The organism is Mesorhizobium sp. WSM4832, assembly GCF_055811115.1.
Genome location: NZ_JBVVQH010000001.1, coordinates 447,476 through 473,749, shown reverse-complemented (window position 1 = coordinate 473,749; position 26,274 = coordinate 447,476). Strand labels below are relative to the sequence as shown.

General features: G+C 63.7%; 20 protein-coding genes and 1 pseudogene. 9 read left to right on the top strand and 12 right to left on the bottom strand.

Annotated features, from left to right (window positions below; genetic code table 11):
• Window positions 1-343: 343 nt before the first annotated feature.
• Window positions 344-1,327 (top strand): complex I NDUFA9 subunit family protein, encoded by a 984-nt coding sequence (locus AC0L2L_RS02240; RefSeq protein ID WP_473575887.1) that lies wholly within the window; start codon window positions 344-346, stop codon window positions 1,325-1,327.
• 69 nt (window positions 1,328-1,396) lie between these two features.
• On the opposite strand, the gene AC0L2L_RS02235 is transcribed toward AC0L2L_RS02240, so the two are convergent.
• The gene (locus AC0L2L_RS02235; RefSeq protein WP_473575886.1) at window positions 1,397-2,767 is read right to left on the bottom strand and encodes a cytochrome P450; all 1,371 of its coding nucleotides are present in this window, start codon (window positions 2,765-2,767) and stop codon (window positions 1,397-1,399) included.
• 293 nt (window positions 2,768-3,060) lie between these two features.
• Here AC0L2L_RS02235 and gyrB point away from each other — a divergent pair, with 293 nt between their 5' ends.
• The 3 genes from gyrB to AC0L2L_RS02220 all read left to right on the top strand — a co-directional run bounded on the left by gyrB (window position 3,061) and on the right by AC0L2L_RS02220 (window position 6,598).
• Entirely contained in the window at window positions 3,061-5,532 is a 2,472-nt protein-coding gene (gene gyrB / locus AC0L2L_RS02230) for a DNA topoisomerase (ATP-hydrolyzing) subunit B (RefSeq protein WP_473575885.1), read from the top strand.
• A 107-nt stretch (window positions 5,533-5,639) separates the two neighbouring features.
• Window positions 5,640-6,002: a MerR family transcriptional regulator gene (locus AC0L2L_RS02225; protein WP_473575884.1), complete on the top strand. Its 363-nt coding sequence runs from the start codon at window positions 5,640-5,642 to the stop codon at window positions 6,000-6,002.
• Entirely contained in the window at window positions 5,999-6,598 is a 600-nt protein-coding gene (locus AC0L2L_RS02220) for a short chain dehydrogenase (RefSeq protein ID WP_473575882.1), read from the top strand. The genes AC0L2L_RS02225 and AC0L2L_RS02220 overlap by 4 nt, the downstream gene beginning before the upstream one ends.
• An 88-nt stretch (window positions 6,599-6,686) precedes the next feature.
• On the opposite strand, the gene AC0L2L_RS02215 is transcribed toward AC0L2L_RS02220, so the two are convergent.
• The 10 genes and pseudogenes from AC0L2L_RS02215 to AC0L2L_RS02170 all read right to left on the bottom strand — a co-directional run bounded on the left by AC0L2L_RS02215 (window position 6,687) and on the right by AC0L2L_RS02170 (window position 18,939).
• The gene (locus tag AC0L2L_RS02215; RefSeq protein WP_473575881.1) at window positions 6,687-8,084 is read right to left on the bottom strand and encodes an NAD(P)(+) transhydrogenase (Re/Si-specific) subunit beta; all 1,398 of its coding nucleotides are present in this window, start codon (window positions 8,082-8,084) and stop codon (window positions 6,687-6,689) included.
• Between the two features lies 1 nt (window position 8,085).
• The gene (locus AC0L2L_RS02210; RefSeq protein ID WP_473575880.1) at window positions 8,086-8,511 is read right to left on the bottom strand and encodes an NAD(P) transhydrogenase subunit alpha part 2; all 426 of its coding nucleotides are present in this window, start codon (window positions 8,509-8,511) and stop codon (window positions 8,086-8,088) included.
• Window positions 8,511-9,779 (bottom strand): Re/Si-specific NAD(P)(+) transhydrogenase subunit alpha, encoded by a 1,269-nt coding sequence (locus AC0L2L_RS02205; protein WP_473575879.1) that lies wholly within the window; start codon window positions 9,777-9,779, stop codon window positions 8,511-8,513. The genes AC0L2L_RS02210 and AC0L2L_RS02205 overlap by 1 nt, the downstream gene beginning before the upstream one ends.
• A gap of 86 nt (window positions 9,780-9,865) precedes the next feature.
• Entirely contained in the window at window positions 9,866-10,090 is a 225-nt protein-coding gene (locus AC0L2L_RS02200; RefSeq protein WP_473575878.1) for an aa3-type cytochrome c oxidase subunit IV, read from the bottom strand.
• Between the two features lie 150 nt (window positions 10,091-10,240).
• On the bottom strand, window positions 10,241-10,390 hold the full coding sequence (locus AC0L2L_RS02195; protein ID WP_073989262.1) for a DUF3096 domain-containing protein: 150 nt from the start codon (window positions 10,388-10,390) through the stop codon (window positions 10,241-10,243).
• A gap of 93 nt (window positions 10,391-10,483) precedes the next feature.
• Window positions 10,484-11,176, bottom strand: a complete 693-nt coding sequence (locus AC0L2L_RS02190; protein WP_473575877.1) for an N-acyl amino acid synthase FeeM domain-containing protein — start codon at window positions 11,174-11,176, stop codon at window positions 10,484-10,486.
• A 382-nt stretch (window positions 11,177-11,558) separates the two neighbouring features.
• Window positions 11,559-13,874: a putative bifunctional diguanylate cyclase/phosphodiesterase gene (locus tag AC0L2L_RS02185; RefSeq protein WP_473575875.1), complete on the bottom strand. Its 2,316-nt coding sequence runs from the start codon at window positions 13,872-13,874 to the stop codon at window positions 11,559-11,561.
• Between the two features lie 150 nt (window positions 13,875-14,024).
• Window positions 14,025-17,507, bottom strand: a pseudogene (locus AC0L2L_RS02180) (indolepyruvate ferredoxin oxidoreductase family protein); the annotation flags it as partial.
• Between the two features lie 300 nt (window positions 17,508-17,807).
• Window positions 17,808-18,338 carry a hypothetical protein gene (locus AC0L2L_RS02175; protein WP_473575873.1) on the bottom strand — a complete coding sequence of 177 codons (531 nt, stop codon included), beginning with the start codon at window positions 18,336-18,338 and terminating at the stop codon, window positions 17,808-17,810.
• Window positions 18,331-18,939 carry a CGNR zinc finger domain-containing protein gene (locus AC0L2L_RS02170; RefSeq protein ID WP_473575871.1) on the bottom strand — a complete coding sequence of 203 codons (609 nt, stop codon included), beginning with the start codon at window positions 18,937-18,939 and terminating at the stop codon, window positions 18,331-18,333. The genes AC0L2L_RS02175 and AC0L2L_RS02170 overlap by 8 nt, the downstream gene beginning before the upstream one ends.
• A gap of 195 nt (window positions 18,940-19,134) precedes the next feature.
• Here AC0L2L_RS02170 and AC0L2L_RS02165 point away from each other — a divergent pair, with 195 nt between their 5' ends.
• From AC0L2L_RS02165 to AC0L2L_RS02150, 4 genes are all read left to right on the top strand, one after another.
• On the top strand, window positions 19,135-20,040 hold the full coding sequence (locus AC0L2L_RS02165; protein ID WP_473575870.1) for a branched-chain amino acid ABC transporter permease: 906 nt from the start codon (window positions 19,135-19,137) through the stop codon (window positions 20,038-20,040).
• Window positions 20,041-20,292: 252 nt separating this feature from the next.
• Entirely contained in the window at window positions 20,293-20,898 is a 606-nt protein-coding gene (locus tag AC0L2L_RS02160) for a TRAP transporter small permease subunit (RefSeq protein WP_473575869.1), read from the top strand.
• Window positions 20,895-22,688 carry a TRAP transporter large permease subunit gene (locus AC0L2L_RS02155; RefSeq protein WP_473575868.1) on the top strand — a complete coding sequence of 598 codons (1,794 nt, stop codon included), beginning with the start codon at window positions 20,895-20,897 and terminating at the stop codon, window positions 22,686-22,688. Before AC0L2L_RS02160 ends, AC0L2L_RS02155 begins: the two co-directional genes overlap by 4 nt.
• A gap of 10 nt (window positions 22,689-22,698) precedes the next feature.
• The gene (locus AC0L2L_RS02150) at window positions 22,699-23,727 is read left to right on the top strand and encodes a zinc-dependent alcohol dehydrogenase family protein (protein ID WP_473575867.1); all 1,029 of its coding nucleotides are present in this window, start codon (window positions 22,699-22,701) and stop codon (window positions 23,725-23,727) included.
• 168 nt (window positions 23,728-23,895) lie between these two features.
• Here AC0L2L_RS02150 and AC0L2L_RS02145 read toward each other — a convergent pair whose 3' ends face one another.
• Window positions 23,896-25,005, bottom strand: a complete 1,110-nt coding sequence (locus AC0L2L_RS02145) for a TRAP transporter substrate-binding protein (RefSeq protein WP_473575866.1) — start codon at window positions 25,003-25,005, stop codon at window positions 23,896-23,898.
• 268 nt (window positions 25,006-25,273) lie between these two features.
• Between AC0L2L_RS02145 and AC0L2L_RS02140 the strand changes: the two genes are divergently transcribed.
• Window positions 25,274-26,047 (top strand): gamma-glutamyl-gamma-aminobutyrate hydrolase family protein, encoded by a 774-nt coding sequence (locus AC0L2L_RS02140; RefSeq protein WP_473575865.1) that lies wholly within the window; start codon window positions 25,274-25,276, stop codon window positions 26,045-26,047.
• Window positions 26,048-26,274: the final 227 nt, after the last annotated feature.

Sequence of the window (26,274 nt, the reverse complement as noted above, 5' to 3'; positions counted from 1 at the left end):
ACCCATATCCGGCACCCCACGCCGCGAGCCGTTCTGGTTGGCTCCGTCCGGCTCGCGGTTGGCGGCGCCGCGCCGGGCGTTCAGGGCGGGGGCGGGCGTGCTTGCTTCACGCCACCTTGATACCGTCTCAGGTCAGGCCGCCTCGTTGGACCCTGCTTCGGCGTGGACACTGCCCGGAAAACCCCGCTTCGGCGGGGTTTTCTGTTTTCTAAATACGCAGATGGGAGCCGCCTTCCGGGCAAGCTCAAAAACAAGGCGACGGCGACCTCCGGTCGCGCTTTGCCTTTGGCGAGAAACGGATTAAGAAACGGCTTCAGCCAAGCATTCGCGCGCGGAGCCAGTCATGACCGAAATCCTGCAGACCCCCAAGCTCGTCGTCGTCTTCGGCGGCTCGGGCTTCGTCGGTCGCCATGTCGTGCGGGCGCTGGCCAAGCGCGGCTATCGCATCCGGGTCGCCTGCCGGCGGCCCGACCTTGCCGGCCATGTGCAGCCGCTCGGCAATGTCGGCCAAATCCAGCCGGTGCAGGCCAATGTACGCGTGCGCTGGTCGGTCGACCGCGCCGTGCAGGGCGCCGACCATGTCGTCAACCTGGTCGCCATCCTGCACGAGACGGGCCGCCAGAAATTCGGCGCAGTGCACGATTTCGGCGCGCGCGCCGTCGCCGAGGCCGCACGCGCCGTCGGCGCCGGCCTCACCCATATCTCGGCGCTCGGCGCCGATCTCAATTCGCCGTCCGACTATGCCCGCACCAAAGCGCTCGGCGAAAAGGCGGTGCTCGACACGATCGGCGACGCCATCATCTTCCGGCCGTCGATCAATTTCGGGCCGGAGGACAGCTTCTTCAATCGCTTCGCCAACATGGCGCGCTACTCGCCGGTGCTGCCGCTGATCGGCGGCGGACAGAACAAGCTGCAGCCGGTCTATGTCGGCGACGTCGCCGAAGCGGTGGCGCGTTCGGTCGACGGCACGGTCAAGGGCGGCCAGATCTATGAGCTCGGCGGCCCGCAGGTTCTGACCTTCAAGGAGTGCATGGAAGAGCTGCTCTTGATCGTCGAGCGCCGTCGCCTCCTGGTGCCGGTGCCGTTCTGGGTGGCCAACATCCAGGCGTCGATCCTTCAGCTGCTGCCCAATCCGCTCTTGACCAAGGACCAGGTGCTGCAGCTGCGCGAGCACAATATCGTTTCGGACGAAGCCGCCAAGGCCGCCAGGACGCTTGCCGGCCTCGGTATCCAGCCGCAGGCGATCGCCACCATCCTGCCCAGCTATCTCTGGCGCTTCCGCGCCGCCGGCCAGTTCCAGCAGCGCCGGCCGATCGCCGACCGGTAATCGAAATACCACCATTTGTTTTACGCAATTCCGGACGGAAAACCGCTACACACTTTTCCTGGAATTGCTTTAGCCGCGACGCGAAACCTGCATCGGCAGGCCGCCCTGCGGCTGCGTGGTGAGCTTCTGCACCGGCCATGGCCGCGTTTCGGATGTCGCGTCGAAGCGGAAGCGCGACAGCAGGATCGCCAGTGCGATGATCGCCTCCTGCATGGCGAAGCTGGCACCGATGCAGACGCGCGGCCCGGCGCCGAAGGGCAGGTACTGGAAGCGGTCGATCCGGTCGCGGTTTTCCGGATGGAAACGCTCTGGCAAGAAGGCGTCCGGCCTGTCCCATAGCTTGCGGTGGCGGTGCACGACCCAGGGCATCACCAGCACGGCGGCGTATTTCGGGATGTAAAGACCGTTCCAGGTCTCCGCCTCGATCGGCTCTCGGTTGATCGAGGGCGCCGGTGGATAGAGCCGCAGCGCCTCCTCGAAAGCGGCGCGGGTGAGCGGCATGGCATCCAGCCACTTCGTCGGATCGGGCTCGCGCGCCAGCACGGCGTCGATCTCCTGCTCGACCTTGTCGCGCTCCCAGGGCGCCTCGGCGAGGCAATAGATCGTCCAGCCCAGCGCACGCGCGGTCGTCTCATGGCCGGCGCCGATGAAGGTGATGATGTTGTCCTCGACTTCGGCGCGCGTCAGCCCCTCCGGTCCCTCGGCCCGCAGGAGAAGCGTCAGGAAATCCTGCGGCACGCCGTCGGGACCGCGCTTCATCCGCTCTTCGCGCATCCTCACCGTGCCGGCGACGATGTTGCGGAAATAGGCCATGGTCTTGCGGCCGCGGATGCGGGTCAAACGAGGCAGCCATTCCGGTGCCCGCAGAAGGTCGAGCGGATCGACGCGGCCCATGGTCTCGAACAGGCGGTCGATCTCGCTGGCGAAACTTCCCGGCTCGCCGGCGATCTCGCCGGAAAACAGCGTCTCGGCGAGGATGTCATAGGTGAGCAGCGTCATGTCGTGGGCAATGTCCGACATGCCGCCGGTCTCGTAGCGGGTGACGAAGTCCAGCGTGCGCTTCAGCATCGGCTGGGCGAAGCCGAAGATGTGGCGCGGCGTGAACACCGGCGCCATCGCCTTGCGCGAGCGTCTCCAGACCTCGCCCTCGGCGGTCAGCAGGCCGTCGCGCAGGATCGGGCGCAGGATCAGCTGGCGCACCGTCGCCATCTTGTAATTTTTGGCGTTGTCGATCAGCACGTGGCGGATGAGGCCGGGATCGTTGGCGACGATCAGATGTCCGCCCACGCCGTTCGCCGAAATCCAGGGCTCGTTGTAGGTATGCTCGCCCCACAATTCGAGCGGGTTTCGGTAGACGATGCGCATCATCTCCAGCGTCGAAGGCGGCGTGGTGCGCGGCTTCGGCGCGGGCGGCACGAAGGGGGCAGGCTGCGTGTCCATGAAGATGCTCCGCTGACAGCGCCGAATGTAGTGCCCGACGAAGAGGGCGTCCATGTGTCCGGGCAGCAAGTCACTTGCATCGATTTTGCAAGTGCAGGCAGGTTTTATGGTTTGTTCGCCGGTCGCGTTACAAAGGCGCGGAAGCATTTTCGACCCTGCTTGTCGCCAAGCCGGCAAAATGCCCGCAAACCTTGGAAAAGCAACCATTTGCGCCTATATCTAGGACATCAAAACGGCGCGATTCGGGGCCATTTTTCCGCGCTGTATCAGCGGCACCAATCAGACAGGTTTTCATGAGCGACCAGACCGAAAGCGCCATTGGCGCGGAAGCCGAGTACGGCGCCGATTCCATCAAGGTTTTGAAGGGGTTGGATGCCGTGCGCAAGCGGCCGGGCATGTATATCGGCGACACCGACGACGGCTCGGGCCTGCATCACATGGTCTATGAGGTGGTGGATAACGCCATCGACGAGGCGCTGGCTGGCCACGCCGACCTCGTTTCGGTGACGCTCAACCCCGATGGTTCCGTCACCGTCATCGATAATGGCCGCGGCATTCCGACCGATATCCACTCCAGCGAAGGCGTTTCGGCGGCCGAAGTGATCATGACGCAGCTGCATGCCGGCGGCAAATTCGACCAGAACTCCTACAAGGTTTCCGGCGGTCTGCACGGCGTCGGCGTCTCCGTGGTCAACGCGCTTTCCGCCTGGCTCAAGCTCAAGATCCGCCGCAACGGCGAAATCTTCGAGATGAGCTTCACGCACGGCAACGCCGACGCGCCGTTGAAGGTGACCGGCACGTATGAGCAGAACAAGCAGCCCGGCACCTATGAAGGCCGCAGCGGCACGGAGATAACCTTCTTCCCGTCGTCCGAGACCTTCACCATGGTCGAGTTCGACTATGGCACGCTGGAGCACCGGCTGCGCGAGCTCGCCTTCCTCAATTCCGGCGTGCGCATCGTGCTGACCGACGCACGCCATGCCGACCTCGTGCGCCACGAATTGCACTATGACGGCGGCCTGGAAGAGTTCGTCAAATATCTCGACCGGGTGAAAAAACCGCTGATCGAGACGCCGATCGCCATCCGCGCCGAGCGAGACGGCATCACCGTCGAGGTGGCGATGTGGTGGAACGACAGCTACCACGAGAATGTGCTGGCTTTCACCAACAACATCCCGCAGCGCGACGGCGGCACGCATCTGGCCGGCTTCCGCGGCGCGCTGACCAGGCAGATCACCGGCTATGGCGAATCCTCCGGCCAGACCAAGAAGGAGAAGGTGGCGCTGACCGGCGACGACTGCCGCGAAGGGCTGACCGCGGTTCTCTCGGTCAAGGTGCCTGACCCGAAATTCTCATCGCAGACCAAGGACAAGCTGGTCTCATCGGAAGTCCGCCCGGTGGTGGAAGGCCTGGTCAACGAGGCGCTAGGCACCTGGCTGGAGGAGCATCCCGCCGAAGGCAAGGTGGTGGTCGAGAAGGTGATCCAGGCAGCCGCCGCGCGCGAGGCCGCGCGCAAGGCGCGCGACATCACCCGTAAGAGCTCGCTCGGCGTCACCTCGCTGCCCGGCAAGCTCGCCGACTGCCAAGAGCGCGACCCGGCGAAGTCGGAAATCTTCATCGTCGAGGGTGACTCGGCCGGCGGCTCGGCCAAGGGCGGGCGCTCGCGCCAGAACCAGGCGATCCTGCCGCTGCGCGGCAAGATCCTCAATGTCGAGCGCGCGCGCTTCGACCGCATGCTCTCCTCCGACATGATCGGCACGCTGATCACCGCGCTCGGCACCTCGATCGGCAAGGACGAGTTCAATGCCGACAAGCTGCGCTATCACAAGATCATCCTGATGACGGACGCCGACGTCGACGGCGCCCATATCCGCACGCTGTTGCTCACCTTCTTCTTCCGGCAGATGCCGGAGCTGATCGAGCGCGGCCATCTCTACATCGCCCAGCCGCCGCTCTACAAAGTGACGCGGGGCAAGAGCTCGCAATATCTGAAGGACGAAAGCGCCTTCGAGGAATTCCTGATCGGCTCCGGCCTGGAAGAGGCTTCGCTGACGCTCGGCTCCGGCGAGGTGCGGACCGGACAGGACCTGCGCGGGGCGATCGACGACGCGCTGGCGGTGCGCCACCTGATCAACGGGCTGCACACGCGCTACAGCCGCAGCGTCGTCGAACAGGCGGCGATTGCCGGCGCGCTCAATCCCGACGTGCTTGACGATCTTGGCCGCGCCAACGCCATGGCCGAGCGCGTCGCACAACGTCTCGACATCATCGCCGAGGACACCGAGCGCGGCTGGACGGGGCGGATGTCGACGTCGAACGAAGGGACCGGCGGCTATGTGTTCGAGCGCACCGTGCGCAGCGTCAAGGAATACGCCCATCTCGACATGGCACTGATCAATTCGGCTGACGCCCGCCAGCTCGACCGCTATGCACAGCGCCTCAGCGAGGTCTACGGGACGCCTCCGGCGCTGCGCCGCAAGGATGTCTCCGAAACCGTCTCGGGGCCGCTGGCCCTGCTCAACGCGGTGTTCGCCACCGGCCGCAAGGGCCTGACCATGCAGCGCTACAAGGGGCTCGGCGAGATGAATGCCGAGCAGCTCTGGGAAACCACGCTCGACCCGAATGTGCGTTCGCTGCTGCAGGTCAAGGTCAACGACGCGACCGACGCCGACTCGCTGTTCTCGCGGCTGATGGGCGACGAGGTGGAGCCGCGCCGCGAGTTCATCCAGGACAACGCGCTGTCGGTCGCCAATCTGGACATTTGAGCGGGATTCTTGTCGCCCGCAGAACAGCCCGATTAAAGATTCGGGCTTGACCTGGAGCTGCTCCAGCTTGGTAGCCTGACGCAAGATCGGCAGGCTATGGGCGATATATGCGTATCTCTGAGGTGGCGTCGGCAAGCGAGCTGAGCATCGACACTATCCGCTACTATGAGAAATTGGATCTGCTTCCGAAGGTCGCGCGCGGACGTGATCGGAGGCGCGACTTCTCGGCGGAAAATGTCGAATGGCTCATCCTGCTCTCCTCGCTGCGCGAGACAGGCATGCCCATGGAGCGGATGCGATACTTCGCACAGCTCTACCAGAGGGGCAATGAAACGCTATCCGAACGGAAAGCGGTTCTTCTCGACCATGCGGCGCATCTGGATCGGCGGCGTGCCGCCCTCGATCGCTGTTCCGATCTGCTTGCCTACAAGCTCAAACGGTATGACGAGATGGCGGAGGAACCGGCATGAGGATCATTGTCGTCGGTGCCGAGGGTGATATCGGGAAGGCAGTCTGCAATGAGCTGGGTTTCCGCCACGAGATCATCAAGGCCGGTCGGTCCAGCGGCGACTTCCGGGTCGACATAGCCGACCGCGTGTCGGTCGAGGCCATGTACGCCAAATGCGCCAAGGTAGACGCCGTCGTCTCGACGGCAGGCGATGTCCATTTCGGAGCGCTTGGTGAATACACCGAAGAGACATTCATGCTGGGCCTGCGCCACAAGGTCATGGGACAAGTCAATCTGGTGCTGGCAGGGCTGGCCACGCTTAGCGACGGAGGCTCGTTCACGCTGACAAGCGGAGTACTCGACCGCGATCCTATCCGCATGGGAACGGGAGCAGCGGCCGCGAACGGCGCGCTCGGAGGTTTCGTTCTCAGTGCGGCTATCGAGATGCCACGCGGCCTCCGCATCAATGCGGTGAGCCCCGGACTTCTCGACGTGTCGGTACCGAGATATGGCGAGTGGTTCCCTGGTCATGAGCCCGTTTCTTCGAAACGGGTGGGGCTCGCCTATGCAAAGAGTGTGGAAGGCGCCATTACCGGCAAGGTAATCATCGTTGGGTAGTCGCGAAGCTGCCGATTAGGACGACAGCTTTGCTATGATTGATCGAGCCCAAGCCGGGGCGCGCACGGAACTCGCCGGCCGATACGGCTCAGTGATCCATCGCCTTGACGATTTCCTCAGTCATCTTCTTGGCATCGCCGAGCAGCATCATGGTGCCGTCCTTGTAGAACAGCGTGTTGTCGATGCCGGCATAGCCGGAGCCGAGCGAGCGCTTGACGAACAGGCAGGTGCGGGCCTTGTCGACGTCGAGGATCGGCATGCCGTAGATCGGCGAGGACTTGTCGTCGCGCGCGGATGGGTTGGTGACGTCGTTGGCGCCGATGACATAGGCGACGTCGGCCTGCGCGAATTCGGAGTTGATGTCCTCCAGTTCGAACACCTCGTCATAAGGCACGTTGGCTTCGGCGAGCAGCACATTCATATGGCCGGGCATGCGGCCAGCCACGGGGTGGATGGCGTATTTGACCTCGACGCCGTTGGCCTTGAGCTTGTCGGCCATCTCGCGCAGCGCGTGCTGCGCCTGGGCGACCGCCATGCCGTAGCCGGGCACGATGATGACCTTCTGCGCGTTCATCATCAGATAGGCGGCGTCGTCGGCCGAGCCCTGCTTGACGGTGCGCTCGATGCCGTCGTCGGCAACGGCGGCCGTCTCGCCGCCGAAGCCGCCGAGGATGACCGAGATGAAGGAGCGGTTCATGCCCTTGCACATGATGTAGGACAGGATCGCACCGGACGAGCCGACCAGCGCGCCGGTGATGATCAGCGCGAGGTTGCCGAGCGTGAAGCCAAGCGCCGCCGCGGCCCAGCCCGAATAGGAGTTCAGCATAGACACCACGACCGGCATGTCGGCGCCGCCGATCGGGATGATGAGCAGCACACCCAGCACCAGCGAGGCCAGCACGATCAGCCAGAAGACGAGCTTGGATTCGGTGGTGATCAAAAGCACGATCAGCACGACCAGCGCGACGCCGAGCGCGATGTTGATCAGGTGGCGGCCGCCGATCATGATCGGCTTGCCGGACATGCGGCCGTCGAGCTTCAGGAAGGCGATAACCGAGCCGGTGAAGGTGATGGCGCCGATGGCCACGCCAAGGCTCATCTCGATCAGCGCCTGGGCGTGGATATCGCCCGCCGTACCGATGCCGAAGCTTTCGGGCGCGTAGATGGCGGCCGCAGCAACCATGACGGCGGCGAAGCCGACGAGGCTGTGGAAGGCGGCGACCAGCTGCGGCATCGAGGTCATGGCGATGCGGCGCGCGGTGACCGCACCGATGCCGCCGCCGATGGCGAGGCCGAGCACGATCAGGCCGAAACGTCCGGGCGACGGCAGCGCCAGCGCCAGCGTGGTGCAAAGAGCGATGCCCATGCCGATCATGCCGTAGAGATTGCCCTGTCGGCTGGTGGTCGGGTGCGAGAGCCCGCGCAGCGCCAGGATGAACAGGATGCCGGAGACGAGGTAGAGGAAGGAAGCGAAGTTGGCGTTCACGTCACTTTTCCTTCTTCTTGTACATGGCCAGCATGCGCTGGGTGACGAGGAAGCCGCCGAAGATGTTGACCGAGACCAGAACCAGCGCGACGAAGCCGAAGCCCGCGGCAATGCCGGAAGCGGCGATGCCGACGGCGAGCAGCGCGCCGACGACGATGACCGAGGAGATGGCGTTGGTGACGGCCATCAGCGGCGTGTGCAACGCGGGCGTCACCGACCAGACGACATAGTAGCCGACGAAGATCGCCAGCACGAAGATGGCGAAGCGGAAGACGAAGGGATCGATTGCGCCGCCGGAGATGGCGTGCGCGGCGCCGCCGGCGGCGTCGGCCGCGCCCGGCGCGCTGTTGGCGAGATCCTGCACCGCGAGCCGTACGGCGGCGGTCGCCTGATCGAGCTGGTCGAGGGCCTTCTGCAACTGTTCCATCACGCGGTCCCTTCTGGCTTGGTCGAGGGCGACTTGGCTGCGGCCTTCTTTTTCGGCGCCGGTTTCTTGCCGGAAGCGTCGGCGACCATGGTCGAAGCCGGTATTGCAGCCGGCTCAACACGCGGCTCCTCCGCCGCCTTGGCGAAGTTCGGATGCACAACCTTGCCGCCGTCGGTCAGCATCGTCGCCTTGACCAGGTCGTCGTCGCGCTTGATGGCGAGCGTCTTGGCCTCCTTGTCGACCATGGTCTCGAGGAAGGCGTAGAGGTTCTTGGCGTAGAGCAGCGAGGCCGATGCAGCAACACGACCGGGCACATTGAGATGGCCGACGATCTTGACTCCGTTTTCGGTCGCCACGACCTTGCCGGGCACCGCGCCCTCGACATTGCCGCCGCGTTCGACCGCGAGATCGACGATCACCGAACCCGGCTTCATCGAGGCGACCATGGCGGCGGAGACCAGCTTCGGCGCCGGACGTCCGGGGATCAGCGCGGTGGTGATGACAATGTCCTGCTTGGCGATGTGCTCGGCGGTGAGCGCCGCCTGCTTGGCCTGGTATTCCCTCGACATTTCCTTGGCATAGCCGCCAGCCGTCTCAGCCGCCTTGAACTCCTCGTCCTCGACCGCCAGGAACTTGGCGCCGAGCGACTGCACCTGCTCCTTCACGGCCGGCCGCACGTCGGTGGCGGTGACGATGGCGCCCAGGCGGCGCGCCGTGGCGATCGCCTGAAGGCCGGCGACGCCGACGCCCATGATGAAGGTCTTGGCGGCCGGCACGGTGCCCGCCGCGGTCATCATCATCGGCAAGGCGCGGTCATATTCGGCGGCCGCGTCGATCACCGCCTGGTAGCCGGCAAGATTGGCCTGCGAGGACAGCACGTCCATCGATTGGGCGCGGGTTATGCGCGGCATGAATTCCATCGAGAAGGCGGTGATGCCGGCCTTGGCCATGGCGGCCACCGCGGCATCGTTGCCGTAGGGGTCCATGATGGCGATGACCGCCGCGCCGGACTTGTAGCCCTTCAGCTCCGCATCCGTCGGCCGGCGCACCTTCAGCACGACATCGGCCTTCGACGCGTCGGCAGCATTGCCGATCGCGCCACCCGCCGTGGCGAAATCCTGGTCGGGGATGCGAGAGCGGAGACCAGCGCCCTTTTCGACGATTACGTCAAAGCCGAGAGCCGCCAGACGTTTGACCGTCTCCGGCGAGGCCGCGACGCGCGGCTCGTTCGGGTCAAGCTCACGAGGGATGAACGCTATTTGTCCCACCGGATGATCCTTTCGGCTGGAACCTTGATTACGCAAGGCGTCGGCCGGGACGTCCGGCGACGTCGAGGGCAATGGGGTTGGGAAGTCTACCGCAGAATGAGAGTGCCGATGGCCGTGACCAGGATGAACACGATGAGGCCTGAAAAGAAGCCGCCGACGAAGAAGCCGAAGGCCATTGCGATGAGGATGGCGGCACATACCAGCGAGCCATATTTGGCCAGGCCGAGGAAGCCCTTATAGGTACGGTCGTGCTCGGCATAGTCCATCTGCGCGCCTAGCTCGACAGGACCGGTCGGCGTGTGATCAGCCATGGAAGTACCCCTTCGAAAATGCCTTTGAGGCACATAGCGAAAAGCCGAACCAAGAGCAATGGCGCTATTGCCGCACGGCCTGCGACAACAGCCTCAAATGAAAGTTGAAATTGAAAGCCGGGCCTTCGTCCGCGTCTCGGAGGCGGGATTTCAGCTGGCGAGATGGGGAAACAGGCCGAGCAGGCCGACGACGATCAGGTACAGCGCGACGATGTAGTTGAGGAGCCGCGGCATCACCAGGATCAGCACACCGGCGATCAGCGAGATCAGCGGCGTCAGCGCGAACGAGTGGATGGTCATTTGGGGGATCCTTTCCTATGACAGGCGATCGCCTGTCAGGCTGGGCTGCGGTCCTGATAACGGCGCAGCCGGCGAAAGGTTCATGGCCCGCGTTCAGGCAGCGGCACGATAGTATTTCGCCGTCGGCACGATCGAGAGAGGCGTCAGCCGGTTGATGGCCGGATTGCCGAACATCAGCCGCTGCTCCATCGGCGTCGATCTGAAGAACGGCAATCGTTCGAGCGTCAGGCGCATATTTTCGCCGGCCGGTATTTCGAACAGTGCGAGCGGGGGAAGAACGCCCGGAAATGCTTTAGCCTCTGTCCTCTGCACAGCCTGAAAGTAACGAACGTAAAAAGCGGAATGCTCCATCTTGACTGGCGTCAGCACCGAGTCCTGGCCAAAATAACAGGAGGCGACCATGGCAATCCTGAGTGTCAGGAAAGGTATCACTCCGGGCGACGGTGCGCTGTCAGGATCGGCTGCGAACCGGGTTCCATCGATGAAGGTTTCTCCGCGCGCAAGCCGCTCCGTCAATATTTCCGGATAGGCATCGACGGAGGGCGAGCACGGACACTCGCTGGTAATATAATGGAAACGCAGTGTGCTGACCAATTGGTCATAGCAATAGACACCGAACCGATAGGCGTTGGGTAGATTATCCCAGCGATCCTCGAACATACCACGCGCGATCGGGCCACACATGCCTGAGCGCCGATAGGAATTGTAGCGGAGCCGGTAGATCGCCTCCTGATCTTCACCCCCGGTGATGAGACGATATTCGACATGGTCCAGCAGTTGCATCATGGATCGGTTGAGCGCCGAGTCGATTCTAGCGCTGGCGTCGACCGACGCACTCTTTCTAGCAACATCCATTGTCAGTCCTCGAATTCCGCCTGCAACCAAGGCTATTCGAGTTGAAATGAGACACAAGCTGAAAATTCGATATCGCTGATTTACCGATTGTTAACCTTAATGGTCGTGAATCGTTCGTCGATCTTTCAAGCGAAAAGCAGGATCGTGCAGCCAAGGGGTTGCCTGATCCGATCATCACGGTGATTCTGAAATCAGGTGTCGCGCCCACCAGGACGTGGCGGATTTAGACAGCGCCCGAGCTGTCATCGTTTCATTGGATGAACATTCGATCTGTTTTTTGAACGCAATTCCAGGTGAGCTACACTCCGCACCTTCAGCTGGCTGTCCGTTTGCCGGCGATATGCAGGTCGGCGGCAAATGGCCATGTGACGCTCGACATCGTCTCGATGCCCGATGCGCTGAGCGCGGCGCCGAACAGGAAGCCCTGCACGAAGTCCGGCTTGACCAGATGGACCAGCGTCTTGAGCTGCTCGAAGGTCTCGACCCCTTCTATGGTGACCGAAAGGCCCAATGTCCGGGACAGACCGACGATGCCCTTCAGAAGATCGAGCGACCGCCGGTTCTGGTTTAGATCGACCAGGAAAGAGCGGTCGATCTTGATCTTGTCGAGCGGCAGCTTGTGGAGATAGCTCAGACTGGAGTAGCCGGTTCCGAAATCGTCAAGCGCGATGCGCGCGCCGAGCGTCTTCAATTCCTCGATCGATTCGCGCGTCAGCGACTTGTCGTCGAGCAGCGCGGTCTCGGTGACCTCGATCTCGAGCCGGTGCGCCGCCAGGCCCGACCTGGCCAAGGCGTCCCTGACCTTCTCGACGATGTCGCGATTGCGGAAATCCTTGGCCGACAGGTTGACCGACACGCTGGTCTGGGCCGGCCATTTGGCGCATTCGGCGCAAGCCGCCTCCAGCACGAAAGTGCTTATGTCGGAAACGATACCCATCTCCTCGGCCAGGGGGATGAAGACACTGGGCGAGATCGGGCCGAGATCGGGATGGTCCCAACGGCAGAGCGCCTCGCAACTGGCGATGCGCATGGTGCTGACAGCCACGATCGGCTGATAGACGACGCGCAATTCCCTGGCCTGCACGGCGTTGCGCAGATCGGCCTTCATCAGCTGGCGATTGCGGAAGGCGGCATCCATGGCGGCCTCGAACAGCCGCCAGCTGTTCTTGCCGAGTTCCTTGGCCTTGTAGAGGGCAAGGTCGGCCTTGACGATCATGGCATCAACGTCGGTGCCCTGGACCTTGGACAGCACCGCGCCGCCGCTGGTCTGGATGCGCAGCCCGTGGCCGGCGACGTCCACCTCGCCCTGCAGATTCGCGAATATCTGGTCGAGCAGGGTGCTGAGATGGCTCTCGTCCTCGACACGGTCGAAGAAGATCATGAACTCGTCGCCGCCGAAGCGGCTGACCGTGATGCCCGGTCCGGCAATCGCCGCGAGACGCTCGGCCACGGCGTAGATCAACCCGTCGCCGACAGGATGGCCGAGGGTGTCGTTGACGCTCTTGAAGTCGTCGAGATCCAGCACCGCCAGACCGCAGAGCCGCTCCTGCTCGCCGGAGGCCATGGCCTCGCCGACAAGTTCGTGGAAATAGGCGCGGTTCGGCAGGCCGGTCAAATTGTCGTAGCGTGCCATGAAGCGGATCTTTTCCTCCGCCTCGACGCGGGCCGTCACGTCCTCGAAGGTGATGACGCCCAGTTCCTGGCTGCCCTCACGGGCGGAGAATTCGTAGTGCTGACCATTGGCAAGTGAAACGAGCACCTTGCGGTCGCGGCCTTCGCGCAAGGCGCGCGTCAACTGCGCCTCGATGTAGCGGCAGTCTTTCGGCGCCAGCATGCCGCCGGCGACGCCGCGCATCAAAAGGCCGTGGATCGAGCGTCCGAGCAAGGCATCGCCCGATCTCAGCGACATCAGGCGGGCGGCTTCGGCATTGGCCACCGCGACGCGCCCATCGGGCCCCAGCATGACCAGGCCATGTGACATGGTGTTGAGCGCGCGATCGAACCGGCGCGTCAGGTTCCTGGCCTGCTTATGGCCGATGACCGCCGAGAAGAGCACGTTGCGGACATGGTCGGCGCTGTTGATGGTGACGAACGTCAACGGGAAGATCATCAAGCCGAGGACGACAGAAGGCATATCCATGCGCAGGATGAGCGCAAGAGCCGCGGGCCCGACGAGGGTCAAGGAAAAAATCTGGACCATGCGCATGGACCCGTAGCTTCGTCCGACAACCGTTACCAAGGTCGTCAACGACAACGACACCGACGCCAGTTCAGCAAATTGATCAGGACGCAGGTAGATCGACACGAAGCAGAATGACCCCAATGCGAGGCCCTGCGCGCTGCCTTTTAGAATGTAATTGCGCTCTATCGCTTCTGCCTCTGCGACACTTGCTATGGTGCCGCCCGCTCTATGGAAGCCTCGTATGCTGAAGTACCGCCAGAGGCTGGCCGATAGCAGAACGAAAGCCAACGTCAGATAAAGCAGATCCTGCGTACGCAGGTAGACCATGAACCCGAGAATCCAGTAGCATACGCCGCCGATCGCAACCATGCCGGCGTTGTCGAACAATGCCCGCACGAACTGGATATAGACATCCGCCGGGATGTTCTCGGTCTTTGTTTTGCCCATGTCGTCGGCCCAACGCTAAGCCTTGTCATGCCACACCCGCCTTAAGAAAGGCTTAGAAGGGCGCTCAACCCCGGTCGCGGAGGGTTGCGGCAGGCGGGACAGACCAGGGAATCCGGGGAGTTTTGGCGCGCCGTCAACGCGCCGGCGCGGTCACTCCGCTGCCCGAAGCGAAGGCTCCGCGGAGGCTTTGGTCAAGCGCTCGGTCAACCGCGAGCGCTCGCCTGCCGCTTTCCCGGCGCTGGCCTGCCGGACATGGCCATAGCCGCGGATGAGCGCCGGCACGGAGGCAAGGGCCGCAGCGACCTCCACCCGGCCCGGCGCCAGCGCGCCGGCGATAAGGTCGAGATCGGCTTCGTACTCTCTCAGCAGCTGCCGCTCCATGCGTCGCTCGGCCGTGTAGCCGAAAAGGTCGAAAGCGGTTCCGCGCAGGCCCTTCATCGCCGCCAGCAGCCGAAAGCCCTTCATCATCCACGGGCCGAAGCTGGATTTCCTGGGCGTGCCGTCATTGCCGCGCCGGCCAAGGATCGGCGGCGCGAGATGGAATTCAAGCCTCTCGTAGCCCTGGAACTGCTTGGCGAGGTCGGCGGCGAAAGTGCCGTCTGTGTAGAGCCGCGCCACCTCGTACTCATCCTTCATCGCCATCAGCTTGAAGAGATTCCTGGCGACGGCCTCGGTCACCGCGGTCGATCCAGGCACGGCCTTGGCTTCGGCGGCGCGCAACGTCGCCACGCGGTCGGCGTAGCGCCTGGCGTAGGCGGCGTTCTGATAGGCGGTGAGGAAGGTGACGCGACGCGCAATGACCTCATCGAGTGTTTCAGCCAGTCTGGGCGCCGGCTTGCCCGTCTCACCGACGAGGCCGCGCACGAAGTCGGGCTGGTGCGCGGCGCGGCGGCCCCAGCGGAACGCGGCGATATTCATCGCCACCGCTTCGCCGTTCAATTCTATCGCCTTTTCAACGGCTTCGGCCGAAAGCGGGAGGCCGCCATGCTGGAAGGCGAAGCCAAGCATGAACATGTTGGCGCCGAGCGAATTGCCGAACAAAGCGGTTGCCGTGCGGGTGGCGTCGAAGAAATGCGCCTTGTCGTCGCCGGCGGCCGCCCGGATCGCCTTCTTCAGCCGCTCGACCGGCAGCGAGAAGTCGGCGGAACGGGTGAACTCGCCAGGCATGATCTCGGCGGTGTTGGCGAGGAAGATCGTGTGCCCCTCGCGCACCGCGCCCAGCACCTTCTTGGCGCCGGAGACGACGAGGTCGCAGCCGAGCACGAGGTCGGCCTTGCCGGCCGAAACGCGAATGGCGTGGATGTCCTCGGGCGTCGGGGCGATGCGGACATGGGTGAACACCGAGCCGCCCTTCTGTGCGAGGCCGGCCATGTCGATCATGCCGCAGCCCTTGCCTTCCAGATGCGCGGCCATGCCGAGCACCGCGCCGACGGTGACGACACCGGTGCCGCCGACCCCGTCGATGATCCCCGCCCAGCCCTGGTTGCCCATGCGGAATTCAGCCGGCACGGGCACGCCGTCGAGGGGATCGGCCCTGCCGGCAATTCCTTCGGCCTTCCTGATCTTGCCGCCATGAACGGTGACGAAAGAGGGGCAGAAACCGTTGAGGCAGGAAAAATCCTTGTTGCAGCTCGATTGGTCGATCCGGCGCTTGCGGCCGAATTCGGTCTCTACCGGCTGGATCGAGACGCAGTTCGACTGCACGCCGCAATCGCCGCAGCCTTCGCAGACCAGTTCGTTGATGAAGACGCGCTTGTCGGGATCGGGAAAGGTGCCGCGCTTGCGGCGGCGGCGTTTTTCGGCGGCGCAGGTCTGGTCATAGATGAGAACGGAAACGCCTTTGAGCCCACGCAATTCGCGCTGGACGAGGTCTAGATCGTCGCGGTGATGGATGGTGATGCCGGCCGGAAAATCGGCCTTGCCGGCATATTTGTCGGGCTCGTCGGTGACGACGGCAATGCGGTCGACGCCCTCGGCGCGCACCTGCCTGGCGATCATGTCGACCGTCAGGCCGCCTTCATGCGGCTGGCCGCCGGTCATGGCGACCGCGTCGTTGTAGAGGATCTTGTAGGTGATGTTGGCGCCGCTCGACAGCGCGAAGCGGATCGCCAGAACGCCGGAATGATTGTAGGTGCCGTCGCCGAGATTCTGGAAGATGTGGTCCCGTTTGGAGAACGGCGCCTGTCCGACCCATTGCGCGCCCTCGCCGCCCATGGCGGTGAAGCCGACGGTGTTCCTGTCCATCCACAGCGCCATGAAATGGCAGCCGATACCGGCGGCGGCGATCGAGCCATCCGGCACCTTGGTCGAGGAATTGTGCGGGCAACCCGAGCAGAAGAAGGGCGTGCGCGAACCGATGTCGACGGTGTCGGCAAGCATGGCCTGGAACTGGCGCAGCTTGGCGACGCGCGCGGCGATCTCTTCCGACGGGCCGATCGTGCGCAGGATCCTCTCGCCGAGCGTGATGGCGATCTCGTTCGGATCGAGCGCGCCCTTGGCCGGAAACAGCCAATCGCCGCGCTCGTCCTTCTTGCCGACGATCACCGGCCGCGTAGCGGTGCCGTAAAGGTTCTCGCGCAGCTGCGCCTCGATCAGCGAGCGCTTTTCCTCGACGACGACGATGGTGTCGAGGCCGCGCGCGAATTCGGCGATATGCTGCAGGTCGAGCGGCCACGGACAACCGACCTTGAACAGCCGGATGCCGATGCGGTTGGCCGCCGCTTCATCGATGCCGATATCCTCCAGCGCCTGGCGGACATCGAGATAGCTCTTGCCGATGGTGATGACGCCGAGCTTGGGATTGCGGCCGCCGGAATAGACGATGCGGTTGAGACCATTGGCCTGGATGAAAGCCGAAGCTGCGGCGCGCTTGTGTTCGTGCAGCCGCTCTTCCTGGCCGAGCATGTCGATCTCGTGGCGGATGTTCAGGCCACTCGGCGGCATGTCGAATTCGGGAATGACGATGTTGAGCCGCTCGATCGAGGCGTCGACCGAAGCCGTCGATTCGATGTTGTCCTTCACGCATTTGATGGCCGCCCAGGTTCCAGCGAAGCGCGACATGGCGAAGCCGTAGAGACCGTAATCGATGATCTCCTGGACACCGGCCGGATTGAGGATCGGCACCATGGTGTCGACGAAGAGGAATTCGGTGGCATGCGCGTTGGTCGAGGATTCGGCCATGTGGTCGTCGCCCATGAGGGCAAGCACGCCGCCATGCTTCGAGGAACCGGCAAGATTGGCATGGCGGAAGACATCGCCGGAACGGTCGACGCCGGGCCCCTTGCCGTACCAGACCGAAAAAACGCCGTCATGCGTGCCCTCGCCCAGAAGTTCGGTCTGCTGCGAGCCCCAGCAGGCTGTGGCCGCGAGTTCCTCGTTGAGGCCGGGCTGGAAGACGATATCGGATTGCGCAAGCTGCTTTTTCGCCCGCCACAGCTGCATGTCGAGGCCGCCCAGCGGCGAGCCTCGATAGCCGGAGACGAAACCCGCGGTGTTGAGGCCGGCGCGGCGGTCGCGCTCGCGCTGCATCAGAAGCATGCGCACAACCGCCTGCGCGCCGGACAGGAAGATGCGCTCCTTGCCAAGATCGAACTTGTCGTCGAGCGCGACGTCGTGCAGCGTCATCAGGTATTTCCTCTGCGGAGGCGCCCCAAATCAGGCAGCCAGCGTCGGAGTGGGACGCCGCAGTCTTTCTTCCCTTACGGGAGAGGTCAAATAAATTCGCAGGAGCCAAGTAACACGCAACAAACGGTCTGGCGAGTGGCCAGCAGCGCACGCAAGATGATGCTAACCGCCTCGCGAGGAACAAAAATTTCGCGATAGGACGGTTTCACCGTTTCATGGAAACGGTGAACCGCCCTATCTTTTTGTTTTGACGCAATTCCGGACGGAAAACCGCTCACACTTTTCCTGGAATTGCTCTGCGCCTGCGTTTCAGATCGCTTTCGAGCAATCCGGCTTCTGAGCATCGGGCAGTTTGCCGTCCGGATGACCGGCGAGGTCCGGGTTGAGCTCGTATTTCGGCCCGATCACCAAAGGCCGGTCCGGCAGCATCGTCTGATCCTCTGACGACGTCATGGTGGTGTCGATGCTTTGCAGCAACGTGCCGCTCGCATCCTGGATGCGGATCGAGACGGCATAGGGCTTGTCCTTGACCACGCAGGTAAGCGGCGGACTGGTCAGCGTGATGTGGGGCAGCTTGGGCCAGATCTTCTGGTTGACGATGATCGGATCGCCGCCGGCCGGGTTCTGGAAGCTCACGACCGCGACCTGGCCGTCGACCATCGGCCGCAGCGGCCTCAGCGTGATGACATAGGTGGCGATGGCCAGCCGGTAGTTGAACTCGAACAGTTTTCCCGAGATGGCAAAGAGCTGATCCTTGCCGGTGTCGCGGCAGGCGCCGAGCGCGACCGCGGCAATCAGGACGACACAAAGAACGACCGAACGTGAGAACCTTTTAGGCATTGCTTGCCTCCCTGACCGCCGTGCGGCGGCGATAGTAACGATTGGCCTTCTGGCGGTTGCCGCACACGGCCATGTCGCACCAGAGGCGGCTGGAGTTGCGACTGCGGTCGACGAACAGCCAACTGCAATTGGGACAGATCCTGAGCCTCGCCAAAGTGTCGTCGCGCAGAAGCGAGAGCGCCGACACGGCAAGCGCCGCCTCGAAGGCGATGGGCGTTGCCGGATCACCGAAAGGCTGACCGGGCGCACCGATTTCCACAGCGCGGCCCGACAGCCCTTCCGCGCAGGCCGTGAGGAAATTCGACAGAAGCCCGGTGGCAATCGCGCCTTTCGACACGGCGTTGCGGAACAATCGATCGGTCGTTTCGCGGATGGCTATGACAGCCGGCTTTACATCGTTCGGCTCCGCCGCCTCCAGCCGCCGGCCGCCGAGCTCGGCGGCGCGAAAGCCGCTCGCCGCCTCGGCGAAACGGGCGATCTCGGCCGGATCGTCGAACCGGTCGAAAGTCTTTTCCGCATCGTTGCGCAATACGACGGTGTTCGCGGTATCGAGCGCCAGAATGCCACCGGTGAAGCGGTGCGGGGTCCAGGATACCGTCATGACAGGAATCTAACCGATAAAACGTATTTGACAAGTTAGATTCCGGATGCGACGCTTCGAATGTGGCCAAGGGAACGGCCCTAGAGCGGTTCAGTGTTTCGCAAAATCGCCGACCCGCTCTAAGTCTTTGTTTTTGCGCAATTCCGAACGGAAAACCGCTACGCACTTTTCCTGGAATTGCTCTTGGGATGCCGCATGCTCTATTTCTACCAGCAGGTGCTGAACGGGCTGCATTCGGGCGCGCTCTATGCGCTGCTCGCATTCGGCTATGTGCTGACCAACGGCATCCTGCACCGCACCAATCTGGCCTATGGCGCGCTGTTCGCCTTTTGCGGTCAGACGATGATCCTGACCGCCGCCTTCAGCTACCAGGCACTGTGGCTGACGCTGGCCGCCTCGGTCGCGCTCGGCGTGGTTGCCGCCCTGCTTTACGCCGCGCTGATCAGCCATGTGTTGTCGCGCAGCGTGTTCGAAAAGCTCGCCGACCGCTCGCCCAACGCCATCGTGGTGACGACGCTGGGCATCTTGCTCTTCCTGTCGGAAGCCAGCCGCATCGCAGCCGACACGCACGACCTCTGGCTGCCGCCGATGCTCGCCAATCCGGTCATTTTCGCTGAAGGTGAAGGCTTCAAGGTCACGCTGACCGTCATCCAGCTGCTCGACTGCGCGGGTGTCATCGCGGTGGTGGCGCTGGCGGCCTGGCTGTTTTCGCATTCACGCTTCGGCCGCGCCTGGCGCGCCGTCTCGGACGATCCGAAGGCGGCGGCGATGTGCGGTATCGACGTGGGCGCGGTGTTCCGCCTTGCCGTGCTGTTCGGCGGCTTCTGCGCGGCCTTGGCCGGCGTGCTTGCCGGTCTCTATTACGGCAATGTCAGCTTCGGCACCGGGCTGATCTACGGCCTCAAGATCCTGTTCGTGACGGCGGTCGGCGGCTATCTGTCGCCGCTCAAGGCGGCACTCGGCGCCGCGGCCTTCGGCATGGCGGAATCGCTCTGGGCCGGCTATTTCCCGCTCGAATGGCGCGACGCCTGGATCTACCTCTTCCTCGTCGCCATGCTGGTGCTGATCGGCGCCAGCCGCGACCAGGCCAAGATCGCCTGAGCATCAGACTTTGGTTGAATGACGTTTCGTAAGGCAGCGGATTCCAGCCGCTGACCGACACTCGTTGCGCCTGCCTTCCGCCGGGCGCGCCTTTGTCATGTTGACCATCCGTACCACGCACTGCATACCGTTGGGCCAAGCGGCGCGACACCGGAGGGGGAATCGGGCGCGCAGCGGCGCTTTGAGTTTACGCATCGTGCTTTCCGAAAATCGCATGCGATTTTCGGGCCGATGCGCCAGGGAGGAATATGCATGGCAGGGCTTCTCGCTCTTTCCAGGACGATCGACCGCATCAACGAATTCATCGGCCGCTGGGTCTCGTGGCTGATCCTGTTCGCGATCCTGGTGAGCGCCGGCAATGCCGTCATCCGCAAGGTGTTCGACATTTCGTCGAACTCCTGGCTGGAGCTGCAGTGGTACCTGTTCGGCGCCGCCTTCATGCTGGCCGCCGCCTACACGCTGAGGCAGAACGACCATATCCGCATCGACATCGTCTACGGCATGTTTTCACGGCGCGTGCAGCACTGGATCGACCTCTTCGGCCATCTGTTCTTCCTGATGCCCTTCGTGGTGCTGATGGTGATCTACTTCGTGCCTTACGTGTCGCTTTCGTACCGAAGCGGGGAAATGTCGAACAATTCCGGCGGGCTGATCATCTGGCCGGCAAAGGCAATCCTGCTGGTCGGTTTCTTCCTTCTGGCGGTGCAGGGCATCTCCGAGATCATCAAGAAGATCGCCATCATGCGCGGTCACATGGACGATCCCAATCCCTTCATATCGGCACATGAGCAGGCAGAGCTCGAGGCGAAGGCGCTGGCCGAGGAAGCCAAGGCGCTGGCCGGCGAGGTGCGCTCATGATCGAGTTCATCGCCCAGAACATGGCGCCGATCATGTTCGCCTCGCTGATCATCTTCCTGCTGATCGGCTACCCCGTCGCCTTCTCGCTCGCCGCCAACGGCCTCATGTTCTTCTTCATCGGCGTCGTGCTGTCGCCCTATTCGGGCGGATCGATCAACCTCGCCTGGCCGCTACTGCATGCGCTGCCCGACAATTTCTACGGCAGCCGGGTGATGTCGAACGACACGCTGCTGGCCATCCCGTTCTTCACCTTCATGGGCATCGTGCTCGAACGCTCCGGCATGGCCGAGGACCTGCTCGACACGATCGGCCAGCTGTTCGGACCGGTCCGCGGCGGCCTTGCCTATGCCGTGATCTTCGTCGGCGCGCTACTCGCCGCCACGACCGGCGTGGTGGCGGCCTCCGTCATCGCCATGGGCCTGATCTCGCTACCGATCATGCTGCGCTACGGCTACGACCGCCGCCTGGCATCCGGCGTCATCGCCGCCTCCGGCACGCTCGCCCAGATCATCCCGCCCTCCCTGGTGCTGATCGTGCTGGCCGACCAGCTCGGCCGCTCGGTCGGCGACATGTACGCCGGCGCGCTGATCCCCGGCCTGGTTCTGACCGGTATCTACATGGCCTACATCCTGGTCATGTCGATCATCCGGCCGAAATCGATGCCGGCCCTGCCGCTGGAGGCTCGCACGCTCGGCCATGGCGTGCTGTCGCTGTTGGCGGCGCTGCTGGTGGCGGTCGCGGCTTCCTATGCGGCCTATCGCTATCTGGCGCCAACGCATGGCGACAATGCCGACATCCTCGGCGCCTGCGTCGGCGTGATCCTGATCTATGTCGTGGCGATTGCCGACAAGGGCCTGAACATCAACATGATGTCCAGGCTTACGCAGCAGGTGATCATCGTGCTGATCCCGCCGCTGGCGCTGATCTTCCTGGTGCTGGGCACCATCTTCCTCGGTATCGCCACGCCGACCGAGGGCGGCGCCATGGGCTCCGTAGGCGCATTGATCATGGCGGCGGCAAAGGGGCGACTGTCGCTTGACGTCGTCAAGCAGGCGCTGGCCTCGACGACCAGGCTGTCGTCCTTCGTGCTGTTCATCCTGATCGGCGCGCGCGTCTTCTCGCTCACCTTCTACGGCGTCAACGGCCATATCTGGGTCGAGCACCTCTTGACCTCGCTGCCCGGCGGCGAGACCGGCTTCCTGATCGGCGTCAACATCCTCGTCTTCGTGCTCGCCTTCTTCCTCGATTTCTTCGAGCTCGCCTTCATCATCGTGCCGCTTTTGGCGCCGGCCGCCGACAAGCTCGGCATCGACCTGATCTGGTTCGGCGTTCTGCTCGGCGTCAACATGCAGACCAGCTTCATGCATCCGCCATTCGGCTTCGCGCTGTTCTACCTTCGCTCTGTCGCCGCCCGCGTGCCCTATCTCGACCGCCTCACCGGCAAGAAGATCCAGCCGATCACCACCGGCCAGATCTATTGGGGCGCGGTGCCCTTCGTCTGCATCCAGGTGCTGATGATCGGATTGACCATCGCTTTCCCGCAAATGGTGATGCACTACAAAGGCACGGTGGCCGAGCCGAGCACGATAGATATCAAGCTGCCGGACATGCCGGGGCTTTCGCCGCTCGGCACGCCGCCGGCGGACAAAGGGGCGGCACCCGCAAATGGCGGCACGGCGCCGGCGGCACCCGGCACGTCCGATCTGTCGCAGCCGCCGAACTTCGGCGACGCACCTGCCAAGCCGGCGGAGCCGGCGCAAGACCTGTCGCAGCCACCCAAATTCAATTGAGGTGATACCCATGAGAGCCGTGCGGCTGGAAGCGGTGGGCAACATTGCATTGCGCGAGGTCGCGAAACCCGTTCCCAGGCCCGAGGACGTTCTCGTGCGCATCGAGGCCTGCGGTGTCTGCGGCACCGACCGGCATCTTTTCCATGGCGAGTTTCCCTGCACGCCGCCGGTGACGCTCGGCCATGAGTTCTGCGGCATCGTCGAAGCCGTCGGCGATGCGGTGTCCGGCATTGCCGTCGGCGACCGGGTGACCGGCGATCCTAACATCGCTTGCGGGCACTGCGCCCACTGCCATGCCGGCCGCGTCAATCTGTGCAGCAATCTCAGGGCCATCGGCATCCACCGCGACGGCGGCTTCGCCGACTATGTGCTGATGCCCCACAAGCAAGCCTTCCGGCTGCCCGCGGAGCTCAAGTCGACGCATGGCGCTTTCTGCGAGCCGCTGGCCTGCTGCCTGCACGGCGTCGACCTTGCCGCGATCCGGCCGGGCTCGTCGGTCGCGGTGCTTGGCGGCGGCGTCATCGGCCTGCTCGTCGTACAACTGGCCAAGCTCGCGGGCGCGGCGACCATCATCCTGTCGACCAGGCAGGCCTCGCGCCGCGCGCTTGCCGAGGAGCTCGGCGCGACGGCGACGATCGACCCCAGCGCCAGCGATCCAATCGAAGCTATCGCAGGCTCGTCCGGCCTGATGCCGGGCGGTGTCGACGTGGTGCTGGAATGCGCCGGCGTGCGCGACACGGTCGAGCAATCGGTGCGGATTGCGAGGGCCGGCGGCACCGTCGTCATCGTCGGCGTCGTGCCGCAAGGCATGAAGGTGGAAATCGAGCCGTTCGACCTTCTGTTCCGGGAGTTGAAGGTGCTCGGTTCCTTCCTCAACCCGTTCACGCATGGCCGGGCGGCGCAACTGATCGCCTCGGGCGCGATTGAGATCGACAAGCTGATCTCGAGGCAGGTCAGTCTGGAGGAAGCGCCAGATGTGATCGCCAATCCGCCGGCGCCGGGCGAGGTCAAGGTGCTGGTGGTGCCGGGCCAGGGGTGAGGCGCTGGTTCTTCCCTTCTCCCCTTGTGGGAGAAGGTGTCGCCGAAGGCGACGGATGAGGGGTGTTCCAGCGGAGTGAGACGCTGGCGTTCCCTGGAGTACCCCTCATCCGTCTCGGCGCTGCGCGCCGATCCTCCTTCTCCCACAAGGGGAGAAGGAGGGCCCCGCCTACAGCTTGCCGTTGCGCTGCTGCACCATCATGAAGGTGTCGTAATTGTATTCGGCGACCTGGGCCCAGAGATAGTGCTCCTTGCGGAAGCCCTTGATCGAGTCCCAGATCTTCTTGAACGGCGCGTTCGAGGCTTCCATCTCGGCATAGACCTCGTTGGCCTTCTCGAAGCAGGCGGCCATGATCTCCTGGCTGAACGGCTGCAGCTTGGCGCCGCCCGCGACCAGCCGCTTCACCGCCGCCGGATTGAGATAGTCGTATTTCTGCAGCATGTTGGCGTCGGCGGCTTGCGCGGCCGTGTGCACCAGCGACTTGTAGGTCGGCGACAGCTCCTCGTACTTGGCCTTGTTGAACATCAGGTGCACGGTCGGGCCGCCTTCCCACCAGCCGGGGTAGTAGTAGTAGGGCGCGACCTTGTAGAAGCCGAGCTTCTCGTCGTCATAGGGACCGACCCATTCGGCGGCGTCGATGGTGCCCTTTTCCAGCGCCGGGTAGATATCGCCGCCGGCGATCTGCTGCGGCACGACGCCGAGCTTCTGCACCACCTTGCCGGCAAAGCCGCCGATGCGCATCTTGAGGCCGGAAAGATCGGCGACCGTGTTGATCTGCTTGCGGAACCAGCCGCCCATCTGCACGCCGGTGTTGCCGCCCGGCAGGCCGAACAGCCCTTGCGTGGCGAGGAACTCGTTGAACAGGTCGATGCCGCCACCATGGTAATGCCAGGCATTCATGCCGCGCGCATTGAGCGAGAACGGCACGGCGGCTCCCAGCGCCCAGGTCGGGTCCTTGCCCCAGTAATAGTATGCCACCGTGTGGCAGGCCTCGACGGTGCCGCCGGCGGCGGCGTCGGCCGCCTGCAGGCCGGGCACAAGCTCGCCCGAGGCAAAGACCTGGACCTGGAAATTGTCGTCGGTCGCTTCCGACAGCATCTTGGAGAAGACTTCGGCGCCGCCATAGATCGTGTCGAGCGATTTCGGAAAGGACGATGCCAGCCGCCAAGTCACCTTCGGATTGGACTGGGCTATGGCCGGCGTGGCGAGCGCCGCGGCCGCCGCCGCGGCGCCGACACCGGACGCACCGGCCTTGCGGATGAATGAACGACGATCCATGCAGTTTCCTCCCATTTTGGATCAACAGACCGACGTTCGGACATCCTCGCTGCCCGGATCGGTTGGAGAAGAAACATACACAGGCGACAGGTCGTGTCCAGCATCGCAGCCAAGGTTCCGGCCATTCGCGGGCCTGCCTGCAACTATAGTTTAACGCCGATGAACCTGGCCCATGCAAGGCGGCGAAACTTGCCATGGCAAAGTGCCTTCGGATCGCCTATTTAGTAGGCAGAATAGTTCGTTAGCTTCAATGGAACCCATATCCAAAATGCAGCAGCCGCTCGTTGCCATCTCGACCGATGTCCGCCAGTTCGACAACTACACCTGGCATGCTGCGCCGCAGCAATATCTGGAGGCTGCGCTTGTCGGCGCCGGCGTGTTCCCGCTCATGGTGCCGTCCTTCGGTGACCGGCTCGATTTCGACGAATTGCTCTCGTCCGTCGACGGCGTCATGGTCACGGGTTCGAAGTCCAATGTGCATCCCTCGCTCTATGGCGGCGATCCCAGCGAGGCGAACGGCCCCTACGATCCGGCGCGCGATTCAACCACGCTGCCGCTGATCCGCAAGGCGATCGAGCGCGGCGTGCCGCTTTTAGCCATCTGCCGCGGCATCCAGGAACTGAACGTGGCGCTGGGCGGCACGCTGGGCACCGAGATCCAGGAGCGCGAGGGCTCGCTCGATCACCGCGCGCCGGTGAGCGACAATCAGGACGAGCGCTTCGGCATCCATCAGACGATCTCGATCAAGCCGGGCAGCTGTCTTGCCGGCGTGTTCGGCGCCGGTGAGATCAAGGTCAATTCATTGCATCGCCAGGCGATCGACCGGCTCGGATCGAAGCTGCAGGTCGAGGCTTTAGCCGCCGACGGCACAGTCGAAGCGGTTTCGGTCAAGGACGCCCGCGCCTTCGCGGTCGGTGTGCAATGGCACCCCGAATACTGGGTGAAGTCGGACAGCAACTCCGCCAAGATCTTCCGCGCGTTCGGCGATGCCGTTCGCCTGCACGCCGCGGCGAAAGCCGGAGCACGCGCGGCGGCCGAATAGGTCAATCGTCAGAGGTCACGGCTGCCGGCGGCACAGGTCATACGGCATCGATCGCGTTTTGCGGGAACATGGCGCGACGTGATCGACCCGTCGTTTGACGGGCCAGCCATGAAAGGCCAAAGCACACCATGAGCCGGGGAATGGCAGCGGCTGCAAGGCAGCCCTGCCATCCTTTCCATCGTCATACCCGCTCGCATCGGACTATTCGCCGATCCATTCGGTAGCTG

Excerpts from the sequence above, each read along its gene's own strand:
- AC0L2L_RS02240 (WP_473575887.1), top strand. The coding sequence starts at position 344 with ATGACCGAAATCCTGCAGACCCCCAAGCTCGTCGTCGTCTTCGGCGGC.
- AC0L2L_RS02235 (WP_473575886.1), bottom strand. The coding sequence starts at position 2,767 with ATGGACACGCAGCCTGCCCCCTTCGTGCCGCCCGCGCCGAAGCCGCGC.
- gyrB (WP_473575885.1), top strand. The coding sequence starts at position 3,061 with ATGAGCGACCAGACCGAAAGCGCCATTGGCGCGGAAGCCGAGTACGGC.
- AC0L2L_RS02225 (WP_473575884.1), top strand. The coding sequence starts at position 5,640 with ATGCGTATCTCTGAGGTGGCGTCGGCAAGCGAGCTGAGCATCGACACT.
- AC0L2L_RS02220 (WP_473575882.1), top strand. The coding sequence starts at position 5,999 with ATGAGGATCATTGTCGTCGGTGCCGAGGGTGATATCGGGAAGGCAGTC.
- AC0L2L_RS02210 (WP_473575880.1), bottom strand. The coding sequence starts at position 8,511 with ATGGAACAGTTGCAGAAGGCCCTCGACCAGCTCGATCAGGCGACCGCC.
- AC0L2L_RS02200 (WP_473575878.1), bottom strand. The coding sequence starts at position 10,090 with ATGGCTGATCACACGCCGACCGGTCCTGTCGAGCTAGGCGCGCAGATG.
- AC0L2L_RS02195 (WP_073989262.1), bottom strand. The coding sequence starts at position 10,390 with ATGACCATCCACTCGTTCGCGCTGACGCCGCTGATCTCGCTGATCGCC.
- AC0L2L_RS02190 (WP_473575877.1), bottom strand. The coding sequence starts at position 11,176 with ATGATGCAACTGCTGGACCATGTCGAATATCGTCTCATCACCGGGGGT.
- AC0L2L_RS02185 (WP_473575875.1), bottom strand. The coding sequence starts at position 13,874 with ATGGGCAAAACAAAGACCGAGAACATCCCGGCGGATGTCTATATCCAG.
- AC0L2L_RS02175 (WP_473575873.1), bottom strand. The coding sequence starts at position 18,338 with ATGCCTAAAAGGTTCTCACGTTCGGTCGTTCTTTGTGTCGTCCTGATT.
- AC0L2L_RS02170 (WP_473575871.1), bottom strand. The coding sequence starts at position 18,939 with ATGACGGTATCCTGGACCCCGCACCGCTTCACCGGTGGCATTCTGGCG.
- AC0L2L_RS02165 (WP_473575870.1), top strand. The coding sequence starts at position 19,135 with ATGCTCTATTTCTACCAGCAGGTGCTGAACGGGCTGCATTCGGGCGCG.
- AC0L2L_RS02160 (WP_473575869.1), top strand. The coding sequence starts at position 20,293 with ATGGCAGGGCTTCTCGCTCTTTCCAGGACGATCGACCGCATCAACGAA.
- AC0L2L_RS02155 (WP_473575868.1), top strand. The coding sequence starts at position 20,895 with ATGATCGAGTTCATCGCCCAGAACATGGCGCCGATCATGTTCGCCTCG.
- AC0L2L_RS02150 (WP_473575867.1), top strand. The coding sequence starts at position 22,699 with ATGAGAGCCGTGCGGCTGGAAGCGGTGGGCAACATTGCATTGCGCGAG.
- AC0L2L_RS02145 (WP_473575866.1), bottom strand. The coding sequence starts at position 25,005 with ATGGATCGTCGTTCATTCATCCGCAAGGCCGGTGCGTCCGGTGTCGGC.
- AC0L2L_RS02140 (WP_473575865.1), top strand. The coding sequence starts at position 25,274 with ATGCAGCAGCCGCTCGTTGCCATCTCGACCGATGTCCGCCAGTTCGAC.